The organism is Roseovarius faecimaris, assembly GCF_009762325.1.
GTDB classification, from domain to species: Bacteria; Pseudomonadota; Alphaproteobacteria; order Rhodobacterales; family Rhodobacteraceae; genus Roseovarius; species Roseovarius faecimaris.
In genome coordinates this window covers 1,820,998-1,847,030 of sequence record NZ_CP034348.1, presented here as the reverse complement: position 1 = coordinate 1,847,030, position 26,033 = coordinate 1,820,998, and the positions used below count along the sequence as shown (strand labels likewise).

26 protein-coding genes are annotated in these 26,033 nt (G+C 62.3%); 13 read left to right on the top strand and 13 right to left on the bottom strand.

The genetic code is table 11. The annotated features are described in order from the left end of the window. Window positions 1-78 precede the first annotated feature (78 nt). The 4 genes from clpX to EI983_RS09500 all read left to right on the top strand — a co-directional run bounded on the left by clpX (window position 79) and on the right by EI983_RS09500 (window position 2,665). Window positions 79-1,344 (top strand): ATP-dependent Clp protease ATP-binding subunit ClpX, encoded by a 1,266-nt coding sequence (gene clpX, locus EI983_RS09515; protein WP_157707131.1) that lies wholly within the window; start codon window positions 79-81, stop codon window positions 1,342-1,344. Window positions 1,345-1,454: 110 nt separating this feature from the next. Continuing rightward, the gene (locus EI983_RS09510) at window positions 1,455-1,838 is read left to right on the top strand and encodes an NADH:ubiquinone oxidoreductase subunit NDUFA12 (protein WP_157707130.1); all 384 of its coding nucleotides are present in this window, start codon (window positions 1,455-1,457) and stop codon (window positions 1,836-1,838) included. Window positions 1,839-1,847: 9 nt separating this feature from the next. Continuing rightward, entirely contained in the window at window positions 1,848-2,312 is a 465-nt protein-coding gene (gene mlaD, locus EI983_RS09505; protein ID WP_157707128.1) for an outer membrane lipid asymmetry maintenance protein MlaD, read from the top strand. Then, window positions 2,309-2,665, top strand: coding sequence for a DUF2155 domain-containing protein (locus tag EI983_RS09500; RefSeq protein WP_157707126.1), 357 nt, complete (start codon window positions 2,309-2,311; stop codon window positions 2,663-2,665). Before mlaD ends, EI983_RS09500 begins: the two co-directional genes overlap by 4 nt. Here the strand turns inward: EI983_RS09500 and aat are convergent. The 5 genes from aat to EI983_RS09475 all read right to left on the bottom strand — a co-directional run bounded on the left by aat (window position 2,629) and on the right by EI983_RS09475 (window position 7,359). Continuing rightward, complete coding sequence (aat, locus tag EI983_RS09495; RefSeq protein ID WP_157707124.1) at window positions 2,629-3,279, bottom strand: leucyl/phenylalanyl-tRNA--protein transferase; 651 nt, start codon at window positions 3,277-3,279, stop codon at window positions 2,629-2,631. The two genes, EI983_RS09500 and aat, sit on opposite strands and share 37 nt — an antisense overlap. A 21-nt stretch (window positions 3,280-3,300) precedes the next feature. Further along, on the bottom strand, window positions 3,301-4,650 hold the full coding sequence (gene accC, locus EI983_RS09490) for an acetyl-CoA carboxylase biotin carboxylase subunit (RefSeq protein WP_157707123.1): 1,350 nt from the start codon (window positions 4,648-4,650) through the stop codon (window positions 3,301-3,303). 13 nt (window positions 4,651-4,663) lie between these two features. Then, complete coding sequence (gene accB / locus EI983_RS09485; protein ID WP_157707122.1) at window positions 4,664-5,164, bottom strand: acetyl-CoA carboxylase biotin carboxyl carrier protein; 501 nt, start codon at window positions 5,162-5,164, stop codon at window positions 4,664-4,666. Between the two features lie 162 nt (window positions 5,165-5,326). Next, window positions 5,327-6,238, bottom strand: a complete 912-nt coding sequence (locus tag EI983_RS09480; protein ID WP_157707121.1) for a DMT family transporter — start codon at window positions 6,236-6,238, stop codon at window positions 5,327-5,329. Continuing rightward, window positions 6,235-7,359, bottom strand: coding sequence for a DMT family transporter (locus EI983_RS09475; RefSeq protein ID WP_246162366.1), 1,125 nt, complete (start codon window positions 7,357-7,359; stop codon window positions 6,235-6,237). Before EI983_RS09475 ends, EI983_RS09480 begins: the two co-directional genes overlap by 4 nt. Before the next feature lie 142 nt (window positions 7,360-7,501). On the opposite strand from EI983_RS09475, the gene EI983_RS09470 reads away from it, so the two are divergent. Next, a complete protein-coding gene (locus tag EI983_RS09470; RefSeq protein WP_157707120.1) occupies window positions 7,502-8,392 on the top strand; it encodes a DMT family transporter in 891 nt (296 codons plus the stop codon). 51 nt (window positions 8,393-8,443) lie between these two features. Here the strand turns inward: EI983_RS09470 and acs are convergent, their stop codons facing one another. The 6 genes from acs to EI983_RS09440 all read right to left on the bottom strand — a co-directional run bounded on the left by acs (window position 8,444) and on the right by EI983_RS09440 (window position 15,695). Continuing rightward, window positions 8,444-10,393, bottom strand: a complete 1,950-nt coding sequence (gene acs / locus EI983_RS09465) for an acetate--CoA ligase (protein WP_425500901.1) — start codon at window positions 10,391-10,393, stop codon at window positions 8,444-8,446. A 66-nt stretch (window positions 10,394-10,459) separates the two neighbouring features. Continuing rightward, window positions 10,460-11,215: an ABC transporter ATP-binding protein gene (locus EI983_RS09460; protein ID WP_157707118.1), complete on the bottom strand. Its 756-nt coding sequence runs from the start codon at window positions 11,213-11,215 to the stop codon at window positions 10,460-10,462. 12 nt (window positions 11,216-11,227) lie between these two features. Further along, entirely contained in the window at window positions 11,228-11,983 is a 756-nt protein-coding gene (locus EI983_RS09455) for an ABC transporter ATP-binding protein (RefSeq protein ID WP_157707117.1), read from the bottom strand. Between the two features lie 12 nt (window positions 11,984-11,995). Then, window positions 11,996-13,195 (bottom strand): branched-chain amino acid ABC transporter permease, encoded by a 1,200-nt coding sequence (locus EI983_RS09450; protein WP_157707116.1) that lies wholly within the window; start codon window positions 13,193-13,195, stop codon window positions 11,996-11,998. Window positions 13,196-13,198: 3 nt separating this feature from the next. Continuing rightward, window positions 13,199-14,230 (bottom strand): branched-chain amino acid ABC transporter permease, encoded by a 1,032-nt coding sequence (locus EI983_RS09445; protein WP_157707115.1) that lies wholly within the window; start codon window positions 14,228-14,230, stop codon window positions 13,199-13,201. Between the two features lie 112 nt (window positions 14,231-14,342). After that, a complete protein-coding gene (locus EI983_RS09440; protein ID WP_157707114.1) occupies window positions 14,343-15,695 on the bottom strand; it encodes a substrate-binding protein in 1,353 nt (450 codons plus the stop codon). A 224-nt stretch (window positions 15,696-15,919) separates the two neighbouring features. Between EI983_RS09440 and EI983_RS09435 the strand changes: the two genes are divergently transcribed. The 7 genes from EI983_RS09435 (at window position 15,920) to EI983_RS09405 (ending at window position 24,473) form a co-directional block, all read left to right on the top strand. Beyond that, window positions 15,920-17,227, top strand: a complete 1,308-nt coding sequence (locus EI983_RS09435) for a helix-turn-helix domain-containing protein (RefSeq protein WP_157707113.1) — start codon at window positions 15,920-15,922, stop codon at window positions 17,225-17,227. Between the two features lie 68 nt (window positions 17,228-17,295). Next, window positions 17,296-17,664 (top strand): response regulator transcription factor, encoded by a 369-nt coding sequence (locus EI983_RS09430; RefSeq protein WP_157707112.1) that lies wholly within the window; start codon window positions 17,296-17,298, stop codon window positions 17,662-17,664. Beyond that, entirely contained in the window at window positions 17,661-17,930 is a 270-nt protein-coding gene (locus EI983_RS09425) for a hypothetical protein (RefSeq protein ID WP_157707111.1), read from the top strand. The genes EI983_RS09430 and EI983_RS09425 overlap by 4 nt, the downstream gene beginning before the upstream one ends. Next, window positions 17,931-20,624 carry an ATP-binding protein gene (locus tag EI983_RS09420; protein WP_157707110.1) on the top strand — a complete coding sequence of 898 codons (2,694 nt, stop codon included), beginning with the start codon at window positions 17,931-17,933 and terminating at the stop codon, window positions 20,622-20,624. Window positions 20,625-20,686: 62 nt separating this feature from the next. Beyond that, window positions 20,687-21,871, top strand: coding sequence for a FliM/FliN family flagellar motor switch protein (locus tag EI983_RS09415; protein ID WP_157707109.1), 1,185 nt, complete (start codon window positions 20,687-20,689; stop codon window positions 21,869-21,871). Window positions 21,872-21,904: 33 nt separating this feature from the next. Next, window positions 21,905-22,306, top strand: coding sequence for a hypothetical protein (locus tag EI983_RS09410; RefSeq protein ID WP_157707108.1), 402 nt, complete (start codon window positions 21,905-21,907; stop codon window positions 22,304-22,306). Between the two features lie 142 nt (window positions 22,307-22,448). After that, window positions 22,449-24,473: an enoyl-CoA hydratase/isomerase family protein gene (locus EI983_RS09405; protein ID WP_198389405.1), complete on the top strand. Its 2,025-nt coding sequence runs from the start codon at window positions 22,449-22,451 to the stop codon at window positions 24,471-24,473. Window positions 24,474-24,477: 4 nt separating this feature from the next. Here EI983_RS09405 and EI983_RS09400 read toward each other — a convergent pair whose 3' ends face one another. Then, the gene (locus EI983_RS09400) at window positions 24,478-24,693 is read right to left on the bottom strand and encodes a hypothetical protein (protein ID WP_157707106.1); all 216 of its coding nucleotides are present in this window, start codon (window positions 24,691-24,693) and stop codon (window positions 24,478-24,480) included. A gap of 140 nt (window positions 24,694-24,833) precedes the next feature. Here EI983_RS09400 and EI983_RS09395 point away from each other — a divergent pair, with 140 nt between their 5' ends. Continuing rightward, a complete protein-coding gene (locus EI983_RS09395) occupies window positions 24,834-25,091 on the top strand; it encodes a DUF2312 domain-containing protein (protein WP_157707105.1) in 258 nt (85 codons plus the stop codon). Between the two features lie 6 nt (window positions 25,092-25,097). On the opposite strand, the gene EI983_RS09390 is transcribed toward EI983_RS09395, so the two are convergent. Further along, complete coding sequence (locus tag EI983_RS09390) at window positions 25,098-25,973, bottom strand: hypothetical protein (protein ID WP_157707104.1); 876 nt, start codon at window positions 25,971-25,973, stop codon at window positions 25,098-25,100. Window positions 25,974-26,033: the final 60 nt, after the last annotated feature.

Sequence of the window (26,033 nt, the reverse complement as noted above, 5' to 3'; positions counted from 1 at the left end):
TGACCGAAACAAAAACGGGTCGGGCGGTTTGACCTCTGCGCGAGCAGGGCGAAAAGGTATAGAGACGGTAGAGAAAAAATGGCGAATAACTCCAGCGGCGACAGCAAAAACACCCTCTATTGCAGCTTCTGCGGTAAGAGCCAGCACGAGGTGCGAAAGCTGATCGCGGGGCCCACGGTGTTCATCTGTGACGAGTGTGTCGAGCTTTGCATGGATATCATCCGGGAGGAGACCAAGACCGCCGGCCTCAAATCGACCGATGGTGTGCCAACCCCGCGCGAGATCTGCGCCGTGCTTGACGATTATGTGATCGGACAGGCCATGGCCAAGCGGGTGCTCTCGGTTGCCGTGCATAACCATTACAAGCGGCTGGAACATTCCGGAAAATCCGGCGAGATCGAGCTGCAGAAATCCAACATCCTGCTGATCGGGCCGACGGGCTGTGGCAAGACGCTGCTGGCGCAGACGCTGGCGCGTATTCTGGACGTGCCCTTTACCATGGCCGATGCCACGACACTCACCGAAGCGGGCTATGTGGGTGAGGATGTGGAAAACATCATCCTCAAGCTGCTGCAATCTTCGGAGTACAATGTGGAGCGCGCGCAGCGCGGCATTGTCTATATCGATGAGGTCGACAAGATCACGCGCAAATCCGAGAACCCGTCGATCACCCGCGACGTATCGGGCGAGGGCGTGCAGCAGGCGCTGCTGAAGCTGATGGAAGGCACCGTGGCCGCAGTGCCGCCGCAGGGCGGGCGCAAGCATCCGCAGCAGGAATTCCTGCAGGTGGACACCACGAACATTCTGTTCATTTGCGGCGGGGCTTTCGCTGGGCTCGACAAGATCATTGCGCAACGCGGCAAGGGCTCTGCCATGGGGTTCGGCGCGGATGTGCGCGATGTGGACGAGCGCGGTGTGGGCGAGATTTTCACCGAGCTGGAGCCGGAAGACCTGCTCAAGTTCGGACTGATCCCGGAATTCGTCGGCCGCCTGCCGGTGATCGCGACGCTGGAGGACCTCGACGAGGATGCACTTGTGACCATCCTGACGGAGCCGAAGAACGCGCTGGTCAAACAGTATCAGCGGTTGTTCGAACTGGAAGACGTGCAGCTGACCTTTACCGAAGATGCGCTGAGCGCCATTGCCAAGCGCGCCATCGAGCGCAAGACCGGTGCGCGCGGGCTGCGCTCGATCCTGGAGAGCATTCTTCTGGACACGATGTTCGACCTGCCGGGGATGGATACGGTTGAGGAAGTGGTCGTCAACGAGGAGGCGGCGAATTCGGACGCGGCCCCGCTGATGATCTATGCGGACACCAAGAAGGAAGGCACGAGCGCGAGCTGATGCTGCGACAGGTGCGCATTATGGCGCACCTTGCCACTCAGAGCGCCTCTGCGCTGGACCTTTTCGCCCGGATACGCCATATCTGAATCCGATAAATGCCGGAGGCTTTCATGGGACTTTTCAGAACCGTTTTGCGCGCCTTTACCTGGTGGGACGGGGCCACGCTCAACACCCAGCTCTGGAGCTGGCGCAAGGGCGTGAAGGTCGGTGAGGACGATCAGGGCAATGTCTATTTCCGCACCCATGATGACAGCCGCCGCTGGGTCATGTTCAACGGCGAAGCCGAGGCCAGCCGGGTGAGCCCGGAATGGCATGGCTGGCTGCACCATACGTTCGATGCACCGCCCACCGAAGCGCCCCTGCCGCGCAAGGCCTGGGAAAAACCGCATCAGGACAACCTGACCGGTACGGCGCTGGCCTATGCGCCTGCCGGATCGATCCGCAAGGGGGCCCCGGCCGATCGGGCCGATTACGAGGCCTGGCAGCCGGAATAGGGCGGACACATGTCGGAGAACACCACTGAAGTCATCGTCGGCGGGGCGGTGCTGGCCGCTGCGGTCGGTTTTCTGATCTATGCAGGCCAGATGACCGGCATTACGACCGGGCAGACGGAATATCCGTTGATGGCCAGTTTCCGTAGCGCTGATGGTGTGGATGTGGGGACGGATGTGCGCCTTGCAGGCGTCAAGGTGGGGCGCGTCACCTCGATCGAGCTTGACCCCGAGACCTATCGCGCCAACACCCTTTTCACCGTGCGAGAGGGCATCGACGTGCCAGATGACAGCGCGGTGGCGGTCAGCTCCGAGGGGCTTTTGGGCGGCAATTTCGTGGAAATCCTGCCTGGCGGTTCGCCTTTTGCACTGGCGGCAGGGGATGAGATCGAATTCACCCAAGGGTCGATCAGCCTGATTTCGCTGCTGATGAAATTTGTCGCCGGGGATGGTGGCGAGTCCGAGGCGGCCGAATGATCCGCTGGGCGCTGCTGGCGCTGCTTCTGACGGGGCAGGCCGCCGCGGCGCAGCAGGTCGCCACCGGGACCGGTGCCAAGCTGCGCTGGCTTGACAAGGTTGATGGTCAGGTCACCGATATGGACATCGACAATAACGGGATTTACGAGATCGGCCGCCTGAAAGTGCATCTGCGCGAATGCCGGTTTCCGGCTGGCAATCCGACGGGCGATGCCTATGCGTTTGTCACCATTGCGGAAGAGGGCGCATCGGGGCCGGTTTTCGAAGGTTGGATGATTGCCTCGTCGCCCGCGCTGAACGCGCTGGAACATCCACGCTATGATGTCTGGGTCATGCGCTGCAAGACACCCTGAGGGTTCGTGTCCAGCGGCCGGGACAGGATGTCGGCGGGCAATTGCAGCGCAGGGCGCAGGAGCGCATGATAGCTGCGGCGGGGGATTTCGACAGCGCCAAGGCTGGCCAGATGTCCGGTGATGAATTGCGTATCGAAGAGGTGGAAGTCGCAGCACCGCAGGTGATCCACAAGATGCGTGAGCGCCAGCTTTGAGCCATCGGTGGCCCGGGAAAACATGCTTTCGCCAAAGAACGCAGCCCCCAGCGCGACACCGTAAACCCCGCCAATCAACGCATCGTCGTGCCAGATTTCCAGCGAATGCGCATGCCCAAGCGCATGCAATTGCCTGTAAAGATCGAATATCTGCGCATTGATCCAGGTGTCCTGACGGTCGGCACAGGCCAGCACCACCTCATCAAAGCACTGGTTCAGCGTGATGTCATAGCCGCCGCGCCGCATACGCCGGGCCAGAGAGCGGGAGATGTGAAACCCGTCGAGCGGCAGAATGCCCCGGTCACTTGGGTCGACCCAGAACACCGAGGGGTCTTCGCGCGACTCGGCCATGGGAAAGACACCCTGCGCATACCCTTGCAGCAGCAGTTGTGGCGTCAGACTATGGTCATCGTCACTCATGGCGTGGCGCGGTGCGATCCCTCACTCGCGAAGATTGGTTTCCAGCCAGTGCTCCAGCCAGTGGATGTTGTAATTGCCGGAATGAATATCGGGTTCTTGCAAAAGCGCGTGAAACAGCGGCACCGTGGTGTCGATCCCGTCGACGATCAGCTCGGACAGGGCGCGGTTGAGCCGGGCGAGCGCCTCGGGCCGGTCGCGGCCATGCACGATGAGCTTGGCAATGAGGCTGTCGTAATAGGGCGGGATCTTGTAGCCGTCATAGAGTGCGGAATCCATGCGCACCCCCAGACCGCCGGGCGCGTGAAACTGGCTGATCGTGCCGGGGCGCGGCGAAAATTCGGGAAGTTTTTCGGCGTTGATGCGCACCTCGATGGCGTGCCCGTTGATCGAAAGATCGTCCTGCGTGAAGGACATGGGCAGCCCTTCGGCGACACGGATCTGCTCGCGCACGAGGTCGACGCCAAAGATCGCTTCGGTCACCGGATGTTCGACCTGAAGCCGGGTGTTCATCTCGATGAAGTAGAATTCGCCGTTTTCATAAAGAAATTCGATCGTGCCGGCGCCGGCATAGTTGATCTGTGCCACAGCGTCGGCGCAGATTTTGCCGATACGCGCGCGCTCTTCGTCGGTGATGACGGGGCCGGGGGCCTCTTCGAGGACTTTCTGGTGGCGGCGCTGAAGAGAGCAGTCACGCTCGCCCAGATGCACGGCCTGGCCCTTGCCATCGCCGAAGACCTGGATCTCGATATGGCGGGGCGTGGTGAGGTATTTCTCGATATAGACCTCGTCATTGCCGAAGGCCGATTTGGCCTCGGAGCGTGCGGTCATGAAGGCGCTTTCAAGCTTCTCTGCGCTCTCGGCCACTTTCATCCCGCGGCCGCCGCCGCCCGCCGTGGCCTTGACGATGACGGGATAGCCCATCTCTCCGGCCAGTTTTTTCGCTTCTGCAAGGTTCGCAACACCGCCATCGGAGCCGGGCACGCAAGGCACGCCAAGCTTCTTCATTGTGTCCTTGGCGGTGATCTTGTCGCCCATGATGCGGATATGTTCGGCCGTGGGGCCGATGAAGCTGAGCCCGTGATCCTCGACGATCTGCACGAAATTGGCGTTTTCGCTGAGAAAGCCGTAACCGGGGTGGATCGCCTGTGCGCCGGTCACTTCGCAGGCGGCGATGATCGCGGGGATGGACAAATAGCTGTCCACACCCGGCGGCGGGCCGATGCAGACGCTTTCATCAGCCATGCGCACATGCATCGCGTCACTGTCGGCGGTCGAATGGACGGCGACAGAGCGGATGCCCATCTCACGCGCGGCGCGGATCACGCGCAGGGCAATTTCACCACGGTTGGCAACGAGGATTTTTTCGAACATCGGCCAGCCCGCCTTATTCGATGATCATCAGGGGAGAGCCAAACTCGACCGCCGCGCCATCCTCGATCAGGATACGCTTGACGGTGCCGCTGCGCGGGGCGGGGATGTGGTTCATGGTTTTCATCGCTTCCACGATGAGAAGCGTATCCCCTTCGGAGACCTGATCGCCCACGCTCACGAAAGAGGGCGCGCCGGGTTCGGCCTGCATATAGACGGTGCCGACCATGGGCGAGGTGACCGCGCCGGGGTGGTTGGCGGGATCGTCGGCGGGGGCGGCAGGCTCTGCCGCACTTGCCGCCGGGGCCGCTGCTGCGGGTGCTGCCGCCGCGACCGGGGCCGCAGCGGGCAGGGCAACCTGTGCCGCGACGTCCTGACGGCGGCTCACGCGCACGTTCAGGCTGTCGTTTTCGCCATATTCACGCTTGACCTGAAGTTCGGTCAGCTCGTTCTCGTTGAGCAATTCCGCCAGCGCTTTGATGAAAGCAACATCCGACTCGTGGTTGGTTTTGGGCATGAGGTTCCTCGACAGGCAAGAGAGGGATGACGTATCGTCACCGCAATTCGTTTTCACCGCTTATAGGCCATGGCTTGGCCTTAGAAAAGCGGGCATTTCGTCTGGTTGTATGCCGTCTTTCAGGCAATCGTGAGGCAAATCAGGGAAACCCCGGCCGCGCGCCTATCCGGGCAGGATGGGCGGTTTGCGGCGGATGCCGGTGACGGCATTGCCGATGATGGCCAAAAGCAGGATCGCCCCGCCGATTATGGTGAAGTGGCTGGGCACCTCGCCGATCACCAGCCAGACCCAGAACGGCGCGAGGACCACCTCGGCCAGTGACAGCAGCGTCAGTTCCACCGCTGGAACGGATCTGGAACCCAGCGTATAGAGGACGAGCCCCGCGCCGACCTGGAACATGCCCATCGCCAGAGCGATGGAGGTGTCGCGCGGGGTGATCAGAAGCGGCAGGCCCGAGGCGGTGCAGATCAGGATCATGATCGGAATGCCGATAATGCCGGACAGAAAGACAATCGGAAGGGTTTCGCCTGCGCGATTGATCCGGAGCGTGATGGTAAAGACCGCAAAGCCGAAGGCAGACCCAAGAGCGGCCAGATTGCCGGACCATTGGGTGGCGCCCGATTTGTCCCAGACCATCACAGTGATCCCGGCGATGGCCAGCGCAATGGCGGCCCATGTCTGCCAGCGGACCCGTTCGCGCAAGATCAGAAGGCCCAGGATCGCGGTCATGAACGGCGCGCTGGCAAAAAGCAGCATCGCATTGGCGACGGAGGTTGTCTGAATGGCGTAAATCCCGCCGGAATAGGCCGCGACCAGCGACACCGCCCCGAGAAACCCGATCCAGCCCGCCCGGCGCGCCAGTGCAAAGGGATTCCGACCCGACCGCAGGCGGATCACGACAAAGAGCAGAAGAGAGAGCGCGGCAGACCGGTAAATCAGGATTTGCCAGACCTGCGCCTCCTCGATCAGCCTTATGCCCAATCCTACCGTGGACCAAAGAACACCCGCCAGAAACACCAGCAGCATTCCCTGGGTCCGGGCCACATCGGGGGAGGTCGCGGTGAGTGTGCTCATCTTGACCCCGGTTGATCGGGCGCCTCGTATTCGTCCGTCACCTGCGCGGGCAGCGGATTGCCCGGAACAAAGGTCGTTTCGGCCACGATGGCGGGCTCTTCGGTTTTCCGGAGCGCGCGGATTTCGCGATAACCCAGATAAAGCCCGCTCAGGATGATCAGTCCCATGCCGAGGATTGTGGTCTGTGGCGGCACCTCGTCAAACAGGAAATAACCAAGCGCCACGGCAATGGGCAGGTAGGTATAGTCGAACGGCGCGATCAGGCTCGCCGGGGCCACCTGATAGGCCCGCCCCAGAAGCACATAGCCGACCATGCCGATTGCGCCCATGAAGATCAGGATATCCCAGCCGGCCCAGAACTGGCTGAAGAAGTTGAAATCAAGGTGCCGGAACTCGGGATTGCCGCCGACAATCTGCGCCACCAGCCAGCCGAAGGGCAAGATCGCCAGCCCTGAGAAAAACAGCGTGTGAAGGCCCACTGTCAGCGTAGTTTCGCGGTCGCCGATGATCCGCGCCAGCACCTGACTGACCGCGTACATCACCGCCGTACCCAGAGGCAGCAGCGCCACCCAGGTGAAGCTGTCGCCCGTGGGGTTCATCGCGATAAGAATGCCGATGAAGCCGACAATCAGAGCGCCCGCGCGATGCGGCCCGATCGTCTCCTTCAGCCAGAGCGCGGCCAGAATCGCGGTAAAAAGCGGGGCCGAGAAAAAGATCGTCACAACCTCGGCCAGCCCCATGAAGGGGAAGGCGGCATAGAACAGCGCAAAGGCAATGGCAAAAAGCGCGCCGCGCACCGCGTGAATGGGCCAGAGCGGCGTGAGAATGCGATAGGGGGCCCCGAGCCAGAGGATGATCGGGCTCAGGATGATCACCGAGACTAGCGCGCGAAAGAAGATCAGCATCCAGACCGAATAGGTCTCGAGCAGCGATTTCATCATCGCGTCCTGCACGGCATAGAACACCATGGCGATCTCGACACATAAAATGCCGTGGATCGCCCGCATCGGCGGGCTATAGATGTCCTTTTGGCTGAGCTCTGTCATGACTTTCCTGGCGCAGGTGAACCCGCCAAGGGTGGTCAGGCGCTGCGGGCCTGTCTTGCCGGTTTGCGACGCCATGTCGCAAACGGGCGTCTCTGTATCAAGAACGCCTCGCAAATCATTGATAATACGATTGATCCAAGAAAGAGGTGAAAGCGGATTGCACATGGTCACGGCTTGCGCCACCGTGAGCGCGATTGCGTCAAGAAGGACGATCTGCGTGCCCGCATCCCGCCCGCTCTGGCTGGCCTTTGCGCCTGTCATTTTTCTCTGCCTTTGGTCGGGCGGCTATGCTGTGGCCAAGCTCGGGCTGCACTATACCGGGCCCTTGACGCTTCTGGCGCTTCGGTTCGGGGTCGTTGTGGTGGTCATGGGCGCGATCTTTATCGTGTTGCGCCCGCCGGTTCCGAAAACCCGCGCGGAATGGGGGCATCTGGCCATGGTCGGGTTCCTGATTCAGGCGGTGTATTTCGGCATGTCCTACATTGCCTTTCACGCGGGCGTGGCGGCAGGGACGGTGGCGTTGCTGATGTCACTGCAACCGGTCCTCGTGGCGCTGATCGTGCCACGCTGGAACGGAGAGAGGGTGGGCGGTCGGCAATGGCTTGGGCTTGGTCTCGGGCTGGCCGGGGCAGGTCTGGTCATTTCGGCCCGGCTCAGCATCGAAACGCCGAGCCTGATCGGATTTGTGTTTGCCTTTCTCGGGCTGGCGGGGATCACCGGCGGCTCGCTCTGGGAGAAACGCTTTGGCCTCAGCCACCACCCGGTCACGGCCAATCTGGTCGGGTATGCGGCGGGTCTTGTGGGGATCGTGCCGGCAATGCTGCTGCTCGAAGACATGCAGGTGCACTGGACATGGGAATTCGGGGCGGCGCTGGCCTATCTTGTCATCGGTAATTCGGTCATCGCGGTGGGGCTGTTGCTGGCGATGATCCGGGCGGGCGATGTGGCGCGGGTTTCAGCGCTGCTGTTTCTCGTCCCGCCCGGCGCGGCGCTTGTCGCCTGGGCGCTGCTGGGCGAGGTGATGCCGCCGCTGGCCTGGCTCGGGATGGCGGTGGCGGGGGCAGGCGTGTTCCTGGCTATGCGCAAAGAAAAAACGAGCCGGGAATGACCCGGCCCGCAAGGTATGTGCGGCCTCCGAAGCGACCGTCCACAGGGAGTGCTATGCCTTATTCATCCGGTTTTCGATGAGGTCATCGACGACGGAGGGGTCGGCGAGGGTGGAGGTGTCGCCGAGGGTTGCGTAGTCGTTTTCAGCGATTTTGCGCAGGATGCGGCGCATGATCTTGCCGGAGCGGGTTTTCGGCAGGCCCGGGGCCCACTGGATCAGGTCGGGGGACGCGATCGGGCCGATCTCCTGGCGGACCCAGGTGCGCAGTTCCTGGCGCAGCTCGTCCGAGGGTTCTTCGCCGGCCATCAGTGTGACGTAGCAATAGATGCCCTGGCCCTTGATCGCATGCGGGTAGCCCACCACGGCGGCCTCGGAGACCTTGGAATGGGCGACCAGCGCGCTTTCCACCTCGGCCGTGCCCATCCGGTGGCCCGAGACGTTGATCACGTCATCGACCCGGCCGGTGATCCAGTAGTCGCCATCCTCGTCGCGGCGGCAGCCGTCGCCGGTGAAGTAATAGCCTTTGTAATCGGCGAAATAGGTCTTCATGAAGCGCTCGTGATCGCCCCAGACCGTGCGCATCTGCCCGGGCCAGCTGTCGGCAATGCAGAGCACGCCCTCGACGCCATTGCCCTCGATGATCTCGCCGCTCGCAGGCTCCAGCACCACGGGCTTCACCCCAAAGAAGGGCTTCATCGCCGCCCCGGGCTTGAGCGCATGGGCGCCCGGCAGCGGGGTCATCAGGTGGCCGCCGGTCTCGGTCTGCCACCAGGTGTCGACGATCGGGCAGCGGCCCTGGCCCACCACCTCGTTATACCAGTTCCAGGCCTCGGGGTTGATCGGCTCCCCCACCGTGCCCAGCACCTTCAGCGAGCTCAGATCGCAGGCCTCGACAAAGCTGTTGCCCTGGCCCATCAGCGCGCGCAGGGCGGTCGGCGCGGTGTAGAACTGGTTCACCTTGTGCTTCTCGCAGACCTGCCAGAAGCGGGAGGCATCCGGATAGGTCGGCACGCCTTCGAACATCAGCGTGGTGGCGCCATTGGCCAGCGGGCCATAGACGATATAGCTGTGCCCCGTGACCCAGCCCACATCGGCCGTGCACCAGTAGATATCGCCGTCATGATAGTCGAAGGTGATCTCATGGGTCATGGCGGCATAGGTGAGGTACCCGCCGGTGGTATGCACCACGCCCTTGGGCTGACCGGTGGAGCCTGACGTGTAGAGGATGAAGAGCGGATCTTCGGCGCCCATCTCCTCGGGCGGGCAGTCATCCGAAACCTTCTCGGCTTCTTCATGCCACCAGAAATCCAGCTCGTTGCGCCAGGCGATCGGATCGCCGGTGCGCTTGACGACAAGGCATTTGACCTCGTCAAAATCGTTCAGCAGCGCCTGGTTCACATTGTCCTTCAGCTTGGTGATGCGGCCGCCGCGCGGGGCGTGATCGGCGGTGATCACCAGCTTGGCGTCACAGCCATTGACGCGCGCGCCCAGAGCATCAGGCGAGAACCCGGCAAAGACGATGGAGTGAATGGCGCCGATCCGCGTGCAGGCCAGCATCGCATAGGCCGCCTCGGGGATCATCGGCAGATAGAGCACCACCCGGTCGCCCTTGCCCACGCCGAGAGCCTTGAGCACATTGGCCATCTTGCAGACCTGGGCGTGCAGCTCCTTGTAGGTGATGTGCTGGGCGGGCTCGTTCGGGTCGTCAGGCTCGAAGATGATCGCGGTCTGGTCGCCGCGCGTGGCCAGATGCCGGTCGATACAGTTGGCCGATACGTTGAGCGTGCCATCCTCGAACCACTTGATCGAGACATTGCCGAAGGAAAAATCCACATCCTTCACGCGGGTGAACGGCTTGATCCAGTCGATCCGCTTGGCCTGCTCCGCCCAGAACCCCTCCGGATCCGCCAGCGACGCCGCATACATCTCCTCATACCGCCCCGCATCAACATGCGCACCGGACGAAAACTCTGACGAAGGGGGATAGGTTTTGGAGGACATGGTCGGCATCCTTGTCGTAGCAGTGAAGAAAGGCCCCCGCCGCGCGAACGGCGGGGAGACGCGTGATCAGATGGCCAGATACTCGGCGCGCAGGCTTTCGTTTTCAAGCACTTCCGCGGCGGTGCCGTCGAAAACAATGCCGCCGGTGTCAAGGATCACCGCCCGGTCGGCCAGTTCCAGCGCGCGGATCGCGTTCTGTTCGACGATGATCGTGGTGATGCCCTGTTCCTTGATGACGCGCAGGGTTTTCTCGATCTCGTCCACGATGACCGGGGCCAGCCCTTCGTAAGGCTCGTCCAGCAACAGCACCTTGATGTCACGGGCAAGGGCACGGGCCACGGCGAGCATCTGCTGCTCACCGCCCGAAAGGGTCACGCCCTCCTGCTTGCGCCGTTCAGCGAGGCGCGGGAAGAGTTCGTAAAGACGATCCAGCGACCAGCCGATGGGCGGGGCGATCTGCGCCAGTTGCAGATTTTCCTCGACCGTGAGGCCGGGGATGATGCAGCGGTCTTCGGGGACGAGGCCAATGCCGACAGCCGCGGCCTCATGGCTTTTCATCTTGTGCAGCGGCTGGTGATCCAGCCAGATCTCGCCATGCAGCACCTGCGGGTTGTCCATCCGGGCAATCGAGCGCAGCGTCGTGGTCTTGCCGGCGCCATTGCGGCCCAGCAGCGCGAGGATCTCGCCCTCATGCACGTTGAAGCTGATGTCCTGGACGATGTAGCTTTCGCCGTAATACGCCTGAAGCGACCAGACCGACAGGAAGGCGGGGGCGGTTTCGGCGTGGCTGTGGCCCTTTGAGAAGTCGGGTTTGACGTTCATGGCTCGTCTCCTTTACGCGCTCTCGCCGAGATACGCTTCGCGCACCTTGGGATGGCCTTTGATATTGTCGGGCGTGTCTTCCACCAGCGGGGTGCCCTGCGCCAGAACGGTGATCCGTTCGGCGAGGGAGAACACCACATGCATGTCGTGTTCGATGATGGCGATGGTGATGTCGCGCTCGTCCTTGATCTGTTTCAACAGATCGATGGTGTTGTTGGTGTCGGCGCGCGCCATGCCGGCCGTCGGCTCGTCCAGAAGCAGCAGGCGCGGGTTCTGGGCGAGACACATCCCGATCTCAAGCCGACGCTTGTTGCCCCGGCTCATCGCCGCGGCATGATCATTGCGGGCATCGGCCATGTTCAGGCTTTCCAGCATCTCCATGGCCTGGTCGATCACTTCGCTCTCGTTGTTCGAGCTTTCGATGGCATGCATCCGGAAGGCCCCGTCGCGCTTGGCGAAAATCGGGATCATCATGTTTTCCAGCACGGTCAGATCGCCGAAGATCTCGGGGGTCTGGAACACGCGGGAGATGCCCATCTGATTGATCTCATAGGGCTTGCGTCCCAGCACCGACTGGCCGTCGAACATGACCGAGCCGGTATCGGGGATGAGCTTGCCCACCAGGCAGTTGAGCAGGGTGGATTTGCCCGCCCCGTTGGGGCCGATGATCGCGTGCACTGATTGGTCCTGCACGCTCAGGTTCACGTCGCCCAGGGCCTGCAGACCGCCGAAGCGCTTGTTGACGTTGCTAACCTCAAGGATTCCCATTGGTCCGTCTCCTTATTCCGCAGGCGTGGATTGTGTGGCTTTGTCGTCGCCACCGGTGCTGGCCTTCTTGGAGAACAGCTTGCGAATGCGCTGTCCCCCTTCGACAAGGCCACCGGGCAGGAAGATCACCACAAGCATGAAGATAATACCCAGCGTCAGGTGCCAGCCTTTGCCGATGAAGGGATAGATGATCGCGATCACGAAATCCTCCATCCCGTCGGGCATCCAGTAGAACCATTCATGCAGGATGTTCGAGTTGATCTTGGAAATGATGTTTTCCATGTATTTGATCATGCCTGCGCCCAGGACTGGGCCGATCAGCGTGCCGGCGCCGCCGAGGATGGTCATCAGAACCACCTCGCCCGAGGCCGTCCAGAACATCCGTTCCGGGCCCACCTGCGTGTCCATTGCCACCATCAGGCCACCGGCAAGACCGGCATACATGCCCGAAATGACAAAGGCGGCGAGGGTATAGGGCTTGGAGTTCAGCCCGGTATAGTTCATCCGCTGCTGGTTGGATTTCACCGCGCGCAGCATCATGCCGAAGGGCGAACGGAAGATCCGGATCGAGAGGTAGAAGGCGATCAGCATCACTACCGCGGCGATGTAGTAGCCCGAGTTGAAGGTGAAGAGCCAGGAGCCCACCTCCAGCTCGAAGCTGGCGCGCATATCCATCCCAAAGAGGCTGGCGCGTCCGATCTCTCCATCTTCGAGGCTCGACAGGATAGGCCGGTCGGTCGGTTTGATCTGAAGGCCGGTTTCACCGCCGGTGATGGGGGTCAGCACCGAATAGGCCAGCGCGTAGGACATCTGGGCGAAGGCCAGGGTCAGGATCGAGAAGTAGATGCCCGAGCGCCGCAGGGAAATGTAGCCAACCGCGATTGCAAAGAGACCGGCGAAGAACACACCCACAAGGATCGCCGGGATCACGTTGAGCGTGATCAGTTTCATCGTCCACATCGCGCCGTAAGAACCGATCCCCAGGAAGGCCGCGTGGCCGAAGCTGAGATAGCCGGTGAGGCCGAAGAGGATGTTGAAGCCGATGGCGAAGATCCCGAAGATCACGAAGCGCTGCATCAGATCGGGATAGCCCGCGTTGAACTGTGCAAGGCCCGAGCCTTCGGGGAAGGGGTTGAGGATGAAGGGCGCCAGCATGGTCAGCCCAACGACGATCATGAAGAGTTTGAAGTCTTTGTTGTCGAGTCCGAACATGGTTTAGTCCTCCATCACGCCTTTGCGGCCCATGAGGCCCCGAGGGCGCGTGAGCAGAATGATAATCGCGACCAGATAGATGATGATCTGGTTCAGCCCCGGCAGCACTTCGAGCACGGCGCCCATCGAGGCAAAGCTCTCCAGGATGCCCAGCAGGAAGCCTGCGGCGACCGCACCGGGCAGAGAGCCCATGCCGCCCACAACCACCACGACGAAGCTGAGCACGAGGAAGTCCATGCCCATGTGGTAGTTTGGCGAGTTGATGGGCGCGTACATCACGCCCGCAAGCCCCGCCACGGCGGCAGCGATGCCGAACATGATGGTAAAGCGCTTGTCGATGTTGATGCCCAGAAGGCCCACGGTCTCGCGGTCGGCCATGCCGGCGCGCACGACCATGCCGAAGGTGGTGAATTGTAGGAAGGCAAAGACACCGCCGATGATGATCGCGGCGAAGGCAAAGTAGACGAGCCGCCAGTAGGGATAGATGATGGTGTTGGGATCAAAGCCCAGCATGGCGCCGAAATCGAACGATCCGGCAAAGGCCTGCGGGGCAGGCGTCGGGATCGGATTGGCGCCGTAGAAATACTTGATCACTTCCTGCAGCACGATGGCCAGGCCGAAGGTCACGAGGATCTGGTCCGCATGAGGGCGCTTGTAGAAGTGTTTGATCAGGCCGCGTTCCATGGCGTAGCCGACAAACAGCATCACCGGGATCGAGAACAGGATCGCCAGAGGAACGGCCCAGTCGATGATCGCATCACCCGTGGCCTGACCGAACCAGTCATAGACATACGGCACATCGACCTTGAGGGGATTGCCAAGGAAATCGACCTTGGTCTCGTCGATGACAGTGTGGCTGAGCGTCAGGATACGCGACAATGTCACGGCGCAGAACGCCCCGATCATGAACAGCGCGCCATGGGCGAAGTTCACCACGCCGAGCGTGCCGAAAATGAGTGTCAGCCCGAGCGCGATCAGCGCATAGGCAGAGCCCTTGTCGAGCCCGTTCAGGATTTGCAGGATGATGGCTTCCATCGGTCAGTCCCCATGGGTCTGCGAGACGCCCTTGCCGGCGAACAGTCTCTGGTGAATTTTGGGGGAGGGGCAGGCAGCTGGTGCTGCCCACCCCAATCAGCGGCCTGTCAGATCAGGCGCCGTTGTTGCAGCTGCCCAGGGTGGCTTCGGGGCCGCCCATCTGCGGGTGATCGGGCGCATAGGTCACCTGATCCACCGGGGTCACTTCAACGATTTCGAGAAGGTCGAACTCGGAGGTCGGGTTCTCTTTCCCTTTCACGACGAGCACGTCCTTGAAGCACTGGTGGTCTTCGGCGCGATACAGGGTCGGGCCGTTGCCCATCCCGTCGAACTCGAAGCCTTCCAGAGCCTCGGCCACGGCGCAAGGCGCAAACGAGCCTGCGCGCTCGACCGCATCCGCATAGAGCATCGCCTGCACGTAGCAGGTATGCGCGGCCTGGCTCGGCGGGAAGCCGTATTTGGTGCCGAAGGATTTCACGAAGGCTTTGGAGCCTTCATCCTGCAGCGACCAGTGCCAGTTGGTCGAGCCGAAGATGCCCTTCACGTTGGCGCCGGCACCCTTGGCCATCAGGCGCGAGTAGAGCGGAACAACGATCTGGAAGTCCTTGCCGTTGACCTGCTTGTCGCGCAGACCGAACTGCACGGCGTTGGTCAGCGAGTTCACCATGTTGCCGCCGTAGTGGTTCAGAACCAGCGTGTCGGCACCCGATTGCAGAACCGGTGCGATATAGGACGAGAAGTCGGTCTGCGTCAGCGGCGTTTTCACGGCGGCGACGGTTTCCCAGCCCATGGCTTCGGTCGAGGCGCGCACGGCTTCCTCGGTGGTGTAGCCCCAGTTGTAGTCGGCGGTCAGGTGATAGGCCTTGCGGTCGGTGCCATAGGCATTGGCCAGCACCGGTGCGAGGGCGGCACCCGACATGTAGGAGTTGAAGAAATGGCGGAAGCCATTGGCCTTGCGGTCCTTGCCGGTGGTGTCGTTGGAGTGGGTCAGACCCGCCATGAAGATGATGCCGGCCTCTTGGCAGAGCGCCTGCACGGCCACGGCCACACCCGAGGACGACCCGCCGGTGATCATCACCGCGCCGTCTTTTTCGATCATCGACTTGGCCGACGCACGGGCCGCGTCCGATTTGGTCTGCGTGTCACCGGTCACATACTCGACCTTCTTGCCCAGGATACCGTTGCCCTGAAGCGCCTTGGACGAGAAGGTGTTCATCATGCCGCCGTCGCCGCCACCGTTCAGGTGCTCGACCGCCAGCTCATATGCGCGCAGCTCGTCCGCGCCCTCGTCGGCATAGGGGCCGGTTTGCGGGACGTTGAAGCCCAGCGTGACCGTGCTGCCCGTCGGCTCATTGGTGAAGGCATGCGCAGACGAGCCGGTAAAGATCGTCGGCAGTGCAACACCCGCGCCAGCGACAGCGCTGGTTTTGAGCAGACCGCGACGGGTGAAATTGGATTTGGTCATGGAGTTCCTCCCATTGAGTTAAACTCGGGGCGAGCGCCTCCTCCGCGCTGACCCCCAGGGTACACAAATGTGTGAGCACATTATCGCAGTGGGTAAGAAAACATCGCAACAAGTGCTTTACTTGAAATAATAAATTTGTAAAAAACTACACAGAAGCGGCGCTTGTTTTGTAAATAATTTTCGCCCGTCCGCGGTAAGATACGGAAAAAATACAGGAATACCACATGTCTGGAGACACGCTTGTCGGCTCACGCATACGCGAACGCAGGGTCATGTTGGGGGTCAAGCAGTCCGAGCTTGCGCGGCAGGCCGGAATCTCTCCGTCCTATCTCAACCTGATCGAGCACAACCGGCGCAGAATCGGCGGCAAGACGCTTCTCACACTGGCCGAGTTACTGAAGGTTGAGCCGACACAGCTCAGCGAAGGGGCCGAGGCAACGCTGCTTAACGCCTTGCGTGTGGCGGCGCAATCGGACGAGGACACAAGTGCGGAACTGGAGCGCACCGAGGAATTCGCCGGGCGGTTTCCGGGCTGGGCGCAGCTTCTGATCAAGCTCATGCAGCGGAGCGAAGCATTGGAGCAGACCGTCAAGACACTCACCGACCGTCTGGCCAATGACCCACAGCTTGCCGCCTCGCTGCATGATGTGATCTCGACAGTGACGGCGATCCGCTCAACCGCGTCGATCCTGGTGGACACCAAGACGCTGGAGCCGGAATGGCAGGCGCGGTTTCACCGGAACATCAACGAGGACAGCCGCCGCCTTGCCGAAGGAGCGGAAGCGTTGGTGCGCTATCTCGAAGCGGCCCCGGATACCGATGAGGAAATCCGCTCGCCGCTGGATGAGATGCACGCCTATCTTGCGGCCAAGGATTATTCGATTCCCGAAGTGGAAAGCTCGGTGGGCGATGCGCGGATCGGGGCGATCGTAGCCCAGGCCGAGGAGCTTGCCAGCGATGGCGCGCGGCATCTGGCCGAACGCTGGCTGCATCAATGCTACCGCGATGCCCAAGCGCTGCCGCTGAGCGATCTGCGCGAAGCCATCGCGCGGCACGGGCTGGATCCGGAGGCGCTTGCCGAAGCGCTCGATCTGGGGCTGCCGCTTTTGTTCCGGCGTCTGGCGATGCTGCCCTCGAAAGAGTTCGGTCCGATCGGACTGGTGAGTTGCGACGCCTCCGGGACGTTCCTCTTTCGCAAGCCGGTTCCGGGTTTCAGCATTCCGCAGGGGGCAGGGGCCTGTTCGCTCTGGCCGCTGTTCGGGGCGCTTCTCAATCCGCTTACGGCGCATGTGGCGCCGCTGCTTCAGGCCGGGCGCAACCAGATGCCGGTGATGAGCTATGCGGTGGCGGAAACGGTCAGCCCCTCGCGGTTCTCGGCTGCGCCGGGGCTGACGGCGCTGATGCTGCTGTTGCCCGGGCGCGTGGCGGACGACCGCCAGGAGCCACGGGTTGTGGGGGCGACCTGTCGGGTCTGTCCGGTCACGACCTGCGGGGCCCGGCGCGAACCGTCGTTGCTTGGCGAAGGTTTTTGACAGATGCGCAGCGATTTTCCATACTGGACATCCGGGTCGGGACCCCGGGGGACAGGGACATACGGATAATGACCAAGCGCGTGCTTCTCATCGAGGATGAGCCGAACATCATCGAGGCGGTAAGCTTTATTCTGTCGCGCGATGGCTGGGAGGTAAAAACCCATTCCAACGGCCATGACGCAATCGACGCCGCGCGCCACCGGGACCCGGACCTGATCATTCTCGATGTCATGCTGCCGGGACGCAGCGGTTTCGAGATATTGCAGGATATCCGGGCGGATGAAAGACTGTCGGAACGTCCGGTTCTGATGCTGACCGCGCGGGGGCAGGAAAAAGACCGCGAGATGGCCGAGCGATATGGCGCCAGCAGGTACATGACCAAGCCCTTTTCCAATGCCGATGTGCTGGCCGCGGTGCGTGAGCTGATCGCGCCATGAATGCCGAAAAGCAGCAGGCGTTTCTGGACCGGAGCACCTATCGCCGCCGTCGCATCGCGGATGCTGCGCGTCTTCTGCCGATTTTCGGCTCGGTGCTTCTTCTGGTGCCGCTTCTGTGGGGCGGTCCCCGTGGACAGACGGTGCCGACCTCTTATGTGATGGTGTATCTCTTTGTGGTCTGGTTCGGACTGATCGGGGTTTCGACGCTGGTCTCGCGGCGACTGAATCTGACAGACGACTCAACGGACACCCGCAAGGAAGAGTAGATGGGCACGCTGAACGTTCTCGTCATTGTGTGCCTTCTTTATGTGGCGCTACTGTTCGCGGTGGCCTTCGCGGCGGATCGCGCGGCGCTGCACGGGCGCGGCGGCTGGCTGCGGTCGCCGTTGATCTATACGCTGTCCCTGTCGATCTACTGCACCGCCTGGACCTTCTATGGGGCTGTGGGGTTCGCCGCGCGTTCAGGTCTTGAGTTCGTGACGATCTACCTTGGACCCACGCTGGTGATGATCGGCTGGTGGTGGGCGCTGCGCAAGATGGTGCGCATCGGGCGCTCGCAGCGGATCACCTCGGTGGCTGACCTGATCTCGTCGCGCTATGGCAAATCGAACCTGCTCGCGGTGATCGTGACCATGCTCGCCGTCATCGGCACGACGCCCTATATCGCGCTGCAACTGCAATCGGTGACCCTGTCCTTCGAGGCGTTCGCCAGCGTGGATCATACCGGACCCAGCACCGTGTCGGGCTCGACCGCGCTATGGGTCGCGGCGGGGCTTTCGCTGTTCACCATCGTCTTCGGGACGCGAAACCTGGATGCCAATGAACGCCATCATGGCGTGGTCATGGCGATCGCGCTGGAGGCGGTGGTCAAGCTTTTCGCCTTGTTAGCCGTCGGGGTGTTCGTTGTCTGGGGGCTGGCGGGCGGCGTGTCCGAGACTTTCGCGCGGATCGATGCCTCGAAGATTGCCGATTGGGAGGTCAAGGGCGACCGCTGGATCGGTCTTACGGCGCTATCGGCGGCGGCGTTTCTCTGTCTGCCGCGTATGTTTCAGGTGATGGTGGTGGAAAACGAGGATGAAGGCCACCTTGCCACCGCCGCCTGGGCGTTTCCGGCCTATCTGATGCTGATGAGCCTCTTTGTGGTGCCGATTGCGGCGGTGGGGCTGGATCTGATGCCCGAGGGCTCTAACCCGGATCTTTTCGTGCTGACGCTGCCGTTGCAGGAAGGCCGCGAGGGGCTGGCGATCCTGACGTTTCTGGGCGGGTTTTCCTCAGCCACCTCGATGGTGATCGTGGCGGCGATTGCGCTGTCCACGATGCTGTCGAACCATGTGGTGATGCCGATCTGGCTGCGGATGACGGGGGGGTCGGCGGTGGTGTCGGGCGACGTGCGGCACGTGGCGCTTCTGGCCCGGCGGCTGTCGATCGCCGGTGTGGTGTTTTTGGGATATGTCTATCTGCGGCTCTCCGATGGCGGGGCAGGGCTGGCGGCCATCGGTCTGATCAGCTTTGCCGGGGTTGCGCAGTTCCTGCCGGCGATGATCGGCGGTATGTTCTGGCGCGGAGCGACGCGGCTGGGGGCGCTGGCGGGGCTGTCCGCGGGATTTGTGGTGTGGCTTTATGCGCTTTACCTGCCCAGTTTCGGACCCGGCGTGGTCCTGTCGCAGGCGGTGTTCGAGCAGGGGCCGCTCGGGCTTGACTGGCTGCGCCCCCGGGCGCTTTTCGGGGCCGAGGGCATGGACCCGCTGGTGCATGCGGTGATGTGGTCGATGCTGTTCAACACGATCTTCTTCATCGTGGTGTCGATCCTGACCTTCCCGACCCCTCTCGAGCGGCTACAGGGCGCGCAGTTCGTCAATATCTTTCAGCATTCCAGCACCGCCGCAAGCTGGGCCGGGGGGCTCGCCAAAAGCGAAGACCTTTTGTTGATGTCGCAGCGGATCATGGGCGCGGAAGAGGCGCAGAAATTCTTTACCGAGGCCGCGTCGAAACAGGGGTTTTCGGGCTATTTGCCGGAACCGACCCCGGATTTCCTTCAGGCGCTGGAGCGAGAACTGTCGGGTTCGGTGGGCGGGGCCACGGCGCATGCGATGATCAGCCAGATTGTCGGTGGCGCGACAGTGTCGGTTCAGGACCTGATGGCGGTGGCCGATGAAACCGCCCAGATTATGGAATATTCCAGCCAGCTCGAAGTCAAATCGCGCGAGCTGTCGCGTACCGCCCGGCAATTGCGGGCGGCCAACGAGAAGCTTACCCAGGTGTCGGCGCAGAAAGACAGTTTTCTCGGCCAGATCAGCCATGAGCTGCGCACGCCGATGACCTCGATCCGCGCGTTTTCCGAAATATTGCGTGATGCCCGGGATCTGTCGGACGCAGAGATCGGCAAGTATTCGTCGATCATTCATGACGAGGCTGTGCGGCTGACCCGGCTGCTTGACGATCTGCTTGATCTGAGCGTTCTGGAGAGCGGTCAGGTTGTGCTTAATGCCCAGACGGGAAGCCTCTCGGCGCTGCTCAGCCGGTCAATCGCAGCCGCGGGCGGCGAGGGGGGCAGTCTGGACGTGCGATACACGCCCCTGGCCGAAGACATCACGCTTACAACCGATCACGACCGGCTGGCGCAGGTGTTCATCAACCTGATTACCAATGCGCGGAAATACTGCGATGCCGAGGATCCCGTGCTGGAAATCTCGACTCATCTGGATGGCGAAACCGCCCGCGTCGAGTTCTCTGACAATGGGTCGGGGATTGCGCCCGAAATGCGCTCCATGGTGTTTGAGAAGTTTTCGCGGATCAGTCATGGCCGGGTTGACGGGGCCGGGCTGGGCCTGGCGATCTGTCGCGAAATCATGACCCGCCTTGACGGCCAGATCGAGATCATCCCGACCATGACCGGCACCGCCTTCCGGGTGACCTTGCCCGTATCCAGGCCGGATATGTCCGCGCATTCAGCCGCATAAAGCCCTTCGTAACCAATCTTAGTCTAAGATCGGGCTGACCTTTTCCTGGCCCTATTGGACAGATGCAGCAGAACGACGGCCTTTCGATCATCCACAAGAAGGCGCGCGTGGCGCGCGAGGATTTTGACGCGCGCGCCATGTCGCCGGCAAAGGCCTTGCGCCTGGCGTTTGCCCAGGCCGCGGAAGAGCGGCTTGATATGGCGTTTACCGTCACAATGCTGGAACAGACCAAGGTCAGCACCGCAGCCCTTGTCGAGGAGCTGAGCGATGATGCACTTCTGATCCTGCTGGATGGGGCGGAAGGCGCGCGCGGGGCTGCGATCCTTGACACGCAGGTCGTCGCGGCCCTGATCGAAATGCAGGTCACCGGTGCCGTGCGGGAGGGGGAGGCGCGCGCGCGGCTCTATACCCGCACCGATGCGGCGATGATGGCGCCCTTGCTGGATGCGGGCCTTGCGGGGGCAGACGCACTTCTGGAGGCCGAGCAGGAAGGGTATGCGGGCGGCCACTTCCGCTTTGGCGACAAGGTTGAAGATGCGCGGGTCTTGTCGCTGGCGCTACAGGGGCGGGAGTTTGACCTTTTCCGGATGACCGTTTCGATCGGCAACGGTGCCAAGTCGGGTATGCTCAGCTTGGCGTTGCCGGTCCGCCCGGTGCCGTCGGCACGCGCGACCGGCGGCCTGAGTTCGCCGTCAAGACCGGCCAGCAGCCTGAAAACGCTCGCCATGGAGGCGCCTGTGACGCTGAACGCCGTGCTTTCCCGTATGCGCCGGCCGCTGAACGAGATCTGCGCGCTTCAGCCCGGGATGCTGTTGCCGGTATCCCCGGATGCCATCGCCCAGGCCGAACTGGTGGTGCGCCCGCGCTACCTTGTGGCAGAGGGGCGGCTTGGCCAATTGGGTGGCATGCGGGCTATCCGGATACGGGTGAAGGACGAACAGGCGGGCCACGGCGCGATGCCACTTGCACGGACCACCGCCCTTTCGGCCAGAGGGGATGAGGCCGGGCCGCTTGAAGAGCCCGCTTTGGCGTCCCTCAATGCGCTTGAACCCGACCCTGCGTTCGGGGGCGAGTTGCCCGCGCTTGGCGATCTGGAGGGTGAGGCGGATGGGCTATCGTTGCCCGGCCCGGACGGCCTGCCGGGAGATCTGTCCATGTGGGAAGACGATCCGGATCAGGATGGGCAGCACGGGGACAGCGGTGAGATGGCCCTGCCGGACCCCCTGCCGATGCTCGATCTGCCGTGATGCCATTGACCTGCGTCAAGGACAGATCCGCCCGTGGCTGCCATGTTGCGCGCGCAGGGACTTGAGTCGGCGCCATTTCCTCCCCGGTTTATTTTTAGGCAAGGCTCTGGTTCCTGCCATCTGATTGGCGGAAATTTACGCATTCTTAAGGAACGCCCTGCCAAAATCAGCGAAGTAGAACCGGATCGTGCTAAGAAAAACGATGAGCGGCAAAGGGAGTTGACGATGAATTTGAATGGCGAAGATTGGGGCCAGGTAGCGCAGATCATCCATAAGTGCCCGGCGGACTCGCGCTACAAACTGCAACCGAAACTGGAGAGCTGGATCACCGCCAGAACGATCAGAGGGAAGCCGGTACCGCCTGCGGCCCGCCAGTTGAATGACGAGTTGCGGGACGAGGCGATAGAAGCGCAGTTTGACAATTTCCCTGTCTGAACGGACGCCCGACCGGACATATCCGAGACACATCTGCAACAGCCCGCCGCGCCTTGCGCATGGGGGGCTGCGTCTGCGGCTTGCCTGAGCAGGCGGCTTTGGGTGTAGAGTGCGTGCAACGGATGTGTGTGAAGGGGGCCCCGTGCCGGATCTGGTTGAAACAGAACGTCGCGACGCGCTGGCGCTGATCCGTCTGACGCGCCCGCCTGCCAATGTTCTGACCCCGGCGCTGCGCCTGGCGCTGAATGCGGAGCTGTCTGCCGCACAAGACGCCCCGGAGATCAGGGCGATTGTCCTTACCGGGGCCGGTCCGGGGTTTTGCCCGGGCGTGGACGTCTCGGAATATGACGGCGTTTTGGCCGATCCGTGGGTCGATGCGCTTTGCACCCGGATCGAGATGTCGTCAAAACCGGTGGTGGCCGCGCTTCATGGCGCGGTCATGGGAGCGGGGTTCGAACTGGCGCTGGCCGCACATGCCCGTGTCGCGCATAACCGGACGCGCTTTGCCATGCCGGATATCAAGCTCAACATGATCCCCGGCGGCGGGGCCACGCAGCGTTTGCCGCGACTGCTCGGGGCGCAGGCCGCGCTTGAGCTTCTGCTGAGCGGGCAGACGCTTTTCGCCTCCGATATCCGGTTGAACCGGCTCATGGCGCAGCTCACCGAGGGCGCGCCGGTCGAGGCGGCCTGTCAGCTTGCGATGCGCCTGGCGGATGGCGGCGGATGGCGGCGTGTGCGCGATGAAACGCGGGGCTTTGGCGATCCGGAGGGGTATCAGTCCGCCCTGTCCAGCCTGCGGCGGCAGATCACATCCGAACAAAGTGCCGCAGCGGACATGCTGCGCTGTGTGGAAGCCGCGCAACTTTTGCCTTTCGAGCAGGGGCTGCAATTCGAGCAGAGCCTTTTTCGAGACCGGCTGATGGCGCCAGATGCCCGCGCGGCACGGCATATCCTGATGGCTGAACGCTATGCGGCCCTGCCGCCGAAATCTCCGCGCAGCGTCACGGCGATCCGCCAGGTCGCCCTTTACGGATCGCGCGACCGGCTTGGCGAGCTTGCCCTGACCTTCATCGCGCATGATGTTCAGGTGGCCATCGTCACAGCCGGACCAGCCGAGGCGGCGGCCTTCGATGCCTGGGTGGCGCGACGCCTGCAAAATCAGATGAAAGCGGGGGAACTGAACGACGAGGAGCACCGTCAGCGCATGGCGCGGCTGGATACGCGCACCGGGCCCGGGGCGCTGGCGCAAGCCGATCTGATCTTTGACGATGGGTCGGTGCCGGGTACGCCTCAGAGCGGCCTTCAGCCGCATGCGATCTGGGTGCTGCTGGGGCGCGATCACCGGCCAGATGCGCGCCGGGCGCAACTGGCGCTGAGCAAACCGGTCCTGCCGGTGCATCTGTGGCAGCCCGTCATCGCCCGTGCGGTGGCGGAGGTCACGTTCAGCGCGCAACAGGACATGGCGGATGTCGCCGGGTTGATGGCGGCAATGAACCGGATCGGAATTTCCGTTCTGCTGACCAAGGCGCGGGCCGGAGAAATCGAGCATCGGTTATCCGGCGCGCTTTTCAGGGCTGGGCTTGGCCTGATGGCGCTTGGCGCACGTCCCGATGACGTGGATGCCGCAGCGCGCCGGATGGGCCTTGCAACGGGGCCATGCGAGATGATGGACCGGGCCGGGCTTCCCAAGATACGGGCGCAACTCGGCGCGGGCGCCGAAGGGGATGCCGGTATTCACCTGCTGGAGAGGGTTATCGGCGCAGGCCGAACCGGGCAAAGCACGGGGCAGGGGTTCTATGCCTATCGGGGCGGGCAAGCGAGTGCGGACCCGCTGTTGGACCGGCTGCTGCCGGGGGATGCCGGGGCGGCTCTTTCGGCGGTGCCGCCAGAGCAGGCGCTGCTTGCTGCGCTGGCCAATGCCGCGGCCGAGATCATGGCCGCGGGCCTTCTGCGCCGGGCCTCAGAGATCGACCTCGCCATGGTCAACGGCATGGGGTTTGATCGCGCACGGGGCGGGCCGCTGTTACAGGTCGATCTGGGCGGGCTGTTCTCGCTCTACAAGGACATGCGTGCGCTGGGGCAGCGGGCGCCGGTCTGGGTGCCGCATGCCAGGATCGAAACCATGGTGAAAAACGGCGATGGTTTCTTTGGCCGCAGTATCGGCTAGCGGATCAGCTGAATGCGATACCCAGAACGACGATCATCAGGCCAAGCACCGACAGAAACAAGGCGCCTGTGTTCAGGGGCATCACCTTCTGAACCGCGGCGCGCAGCTCTTCATCGCTCAGTCCGGCTTTCTTGGCCTTCCAGACGGATGCGATGCACCAGACAAGCCCCGCGAGCCCGATGAGCGACACCAAGGCGCCGATCCAGATCAGATTTTCCATGCCAATGCCCTCCGGCCTGTGCGTATTTCGCGCCCCGCGCCTAGCGCATGAGGTGTTGGGTTGCAAGGTCGCAGATGCGTCTTGCAGCGTCGCGCGCTCGGGGGTAGGACAGGCGTTCAGGACAGCAAAAGAGGCCCATCATGAGCGATATCTCTCCCGACAGCAGCTACCGTGTAACAGCCGATGAGCTTCGCCAGTTCATTGAGCGCTTCGAGCGGCTTGAGGCCGAGAAGAAGGATATCGCAGATCAGCAGAAAGAGGTCATGGCCGAGGCCAAGGCCCGTGGTTACGACACCAAGGTGATGCGCAAGGTGATCAGCCTGCGCAAGCGCGACAAGGACGATATCGCCGAGGAAGAGGCCGTGCTGGAGATGTACAAGGAAGCGCTGGGAATGTGATGACGCTTACGGGGTGATCAGGTTGATCCCCGGAATGCGCTGAATCGCATAAAGATCTTCGTCATAGATTTCCGTGAGCTGGTCTATCAGGTCTTCGGTCCAGCCGGGTATGTCCAGCTCTTCCTCTATGGCTTCGTCCTTGGCGAACTTGTCGAGAAAAGCCGCGATCACGCGGCGCTTCTGGATTTCCGACATGCCGGGATGCGAGGCGATATAGGCATCGAACCGCTTGAGCCCGGCAGGCGTCATGATCTCGTTCAGAAGAGCGAATTCGCCTTCGATTTCCACCGTGGGGTCGATCCCGGCCATCTCGCGCAGGACCTGCGCCCAGATAAGCGGCAGATCCTCGTTGCACCAGACCGTGATCGGCAGGTCGGGGAAGGCTTCGCGCACCCGGGTCAGCATGTCGGACCAGCGCACGCTGCGCGGGTCCACATGACGCATGAATTCGTCGAAACTTGTATAGGGTGTTTTCTGATACACGGCCGGAAGAAAGGTCGCCGGGTTGCAGATGGCCAGATAAAGCTCAAGCGCATCATGGTTGAAGATCCCGGTGAGAATCTCCAGCCGTTGTTCTGTCGCCGCATAGAGGCTGCCCGCCGAGATCGCCATTTTCGGGGTTCCGAACAGGCCCGGATTGGACAGGATCACACGATCCATGGCATCGCCCTTCAGGATCGTATCGAGGATCACATCCCGCACATCCGTGCCCAGACCGGTATGCTGCGCGGTCTGGAACACGTCGCGGATCAGCTTGCGATAGGTTGTGGGATGCGGAACATTGGTGCCGAATTCACCCAGCATATCGCGATTGGCGATCAGCGTGTTCACCAGGCGATCTTCGTCTGTGATATGGGCACCGGCGTGAAGTACGACTTGCATCTTAGGTCCAGGGGTCTCGTGAACATCTGCGGGTTTACCTGTTCGCACGCCAGTGTAAAC

Excerpts from the sequence above, each read along its gene's own strand:
- clpX (WP_157707131.1), top strand. The coding sequence starts at position 79 with ATGGCGAATAACTCCAGCGGCGACAGCAAAAACACCCTCTATTGCAGC.
- EI983_RS09510 (WP_157707130.1), top strand. The coding sequence starts at position 1,455 with ATGGGACTTTTCAGAACCGTTTTGCGCGCCTTTACCTGGTGGGACGGG.
- mlaD (WP_157707128.1), top strand. The coding sequence starts at position 1,848 with ATGTCGGAGAACACCACTGAAGTCATCGTCGGCGGGGCGGTGCTGGCC.
- EI983_RS09500 (WP_157707126.1), top strand. The coding sequence starts at position 2,309 with ATGATCCGCTGGGCGCTGCTGGCGCTGCTTCTGACGGGGCAGGCCGCC.
- aat (WP_157707124.1), bottom strand. The coding sequence starts at position 3,279 with ATGAGTGACGATGACCATAGTCTGACGCCACAACTGCTGCTGCAAGGG.
- accC (WP_157707123.1), bottom strand. The coding sequence starts at position 4,650 with ATGTTCGAAAAAATCCTCGTTGCCAACCGTGGTGAAATTGCCCTGCGC.
- accB (WP_157707122.1), bottom strand. The coding sequence starts at position 5,164 with ATGCCCAAAACCAACCACGAGTCGGATGTTGCTTTCATCAAAGCGCTG.
- EI983_RS09480 (WP_157707121.1), bottom strand. The coding sequence starts at position 6,238 with ATGAGCACACTCACCGCGACCTCCCCCGATGTGGCCCGGACCCAGGGA.
- EI983_RS09475 (WP_246162366.1), bottom strand. The coding sequence starts at position 7,359 with ATGGCGTCGCAAACCGGCAAGACAGGCCCGCAGCGCCTGACCACCCTT.
- acs (WP_425500901.1), bottom strand. The coding sequence starts at position 10,393 with ATGTCCTCCAAAACCTATCCCCCTTCGTCAGAGTTTTCGTCCGGTGCG.
- EI983_RS09460 (WP_157707118.1), bottom strand. The coding sequence starts at position 11,215 with ATGAACGTCAAACCCGACTTCTCAAAGGGCCACAGCCACGCCGAAACC.
- EI983_RS09455 (WP_157707117.1), bottom strand. The coding sequence starts at position 11,983 with ATGGGAATCCTTGAGGTTAGCAACGTCAACAAGCGCTTCGGCGGTCTG.
- EI983_RS09450 (WP_157707116.1), bottom strand. The coding sequence starts at position 13,195 with ATGTTCGGACTCGACAACAAAGACTTCAAACTCTTCATGATCGTCGTT.
- EI983_RS09445 (WP_157707115.1), bottom strand. The coding sequence starts at position 14,230 with ATGGAAGCCATCATCCTGCAAATCCTGAACGGGCTCGACAAGGGCTCT.
- EI983_RS09440 (WP_157707114.1), bottom strand. The coding sequence starts at position 15,695 with ATGACCAAATCCAATTTCACCCGTCGCGGTCTGCTCAAAACCAGCGCT.
- EI983_RS09435 (WP_157707113.1), top strand. The coding sequence starts at position 15,920 with ATGTCTGGAGACACGCTTGTCGGCTCACGCATACGCGAACGCAGGGTC.
- EI983_RS09430 (WP_157707112.1), top strand. The coding sequence starts at position 17,296 with ATGACCAAGCGCGTGCTTCTCATCGAGGATGAGCCGAACATCATCGAG.
- EI983_RS09425 (WP_157707111.1), top strand. The coding sequence starts at position 17,661 with ATGAATGCCGAAAAGCAGCAGGCGTTTCTGGACCGGAGCACCTATCGC.
- EI983_RS09420 (WP_157707110.1), top strand. The coding sequence starts at position 17,931 with ATGGGCACGCTGAACGTTCTCGTCATTGTGTGCCTTCTTTATGTGGCG.
- EI983_RS09415 (WP_157707109.1), top strand. The coding sequence starts at position 20,687 with ATGCAGCAGAACGACGGCCTTTCGATCATCCACAAGAAGGCGCGCGTG.
- EI983_RS09400 (WP_157707106.1), bottom strand. The coding sequence starts at position 24,693 with ATGGAAAATCTGATCTGGATCGGCGCCTTGGTGTCGCTCATCGGGCTC.
- EI983_RS09395 (WP_157707105.1), top strand. The coding sequence starts at position 24,834 with ATGAGCGATATCTCTCCCGACAGCAGCTACCGTGTAACAGCCGATGAG.
- EI983_RS09390 (WP_157707104.1), bottom strand. The coding sequence starts at position 25,973 with ATGCAAGTCGTACTTCACGCCGGTGCCCATATCACAGACGAAGATCGC.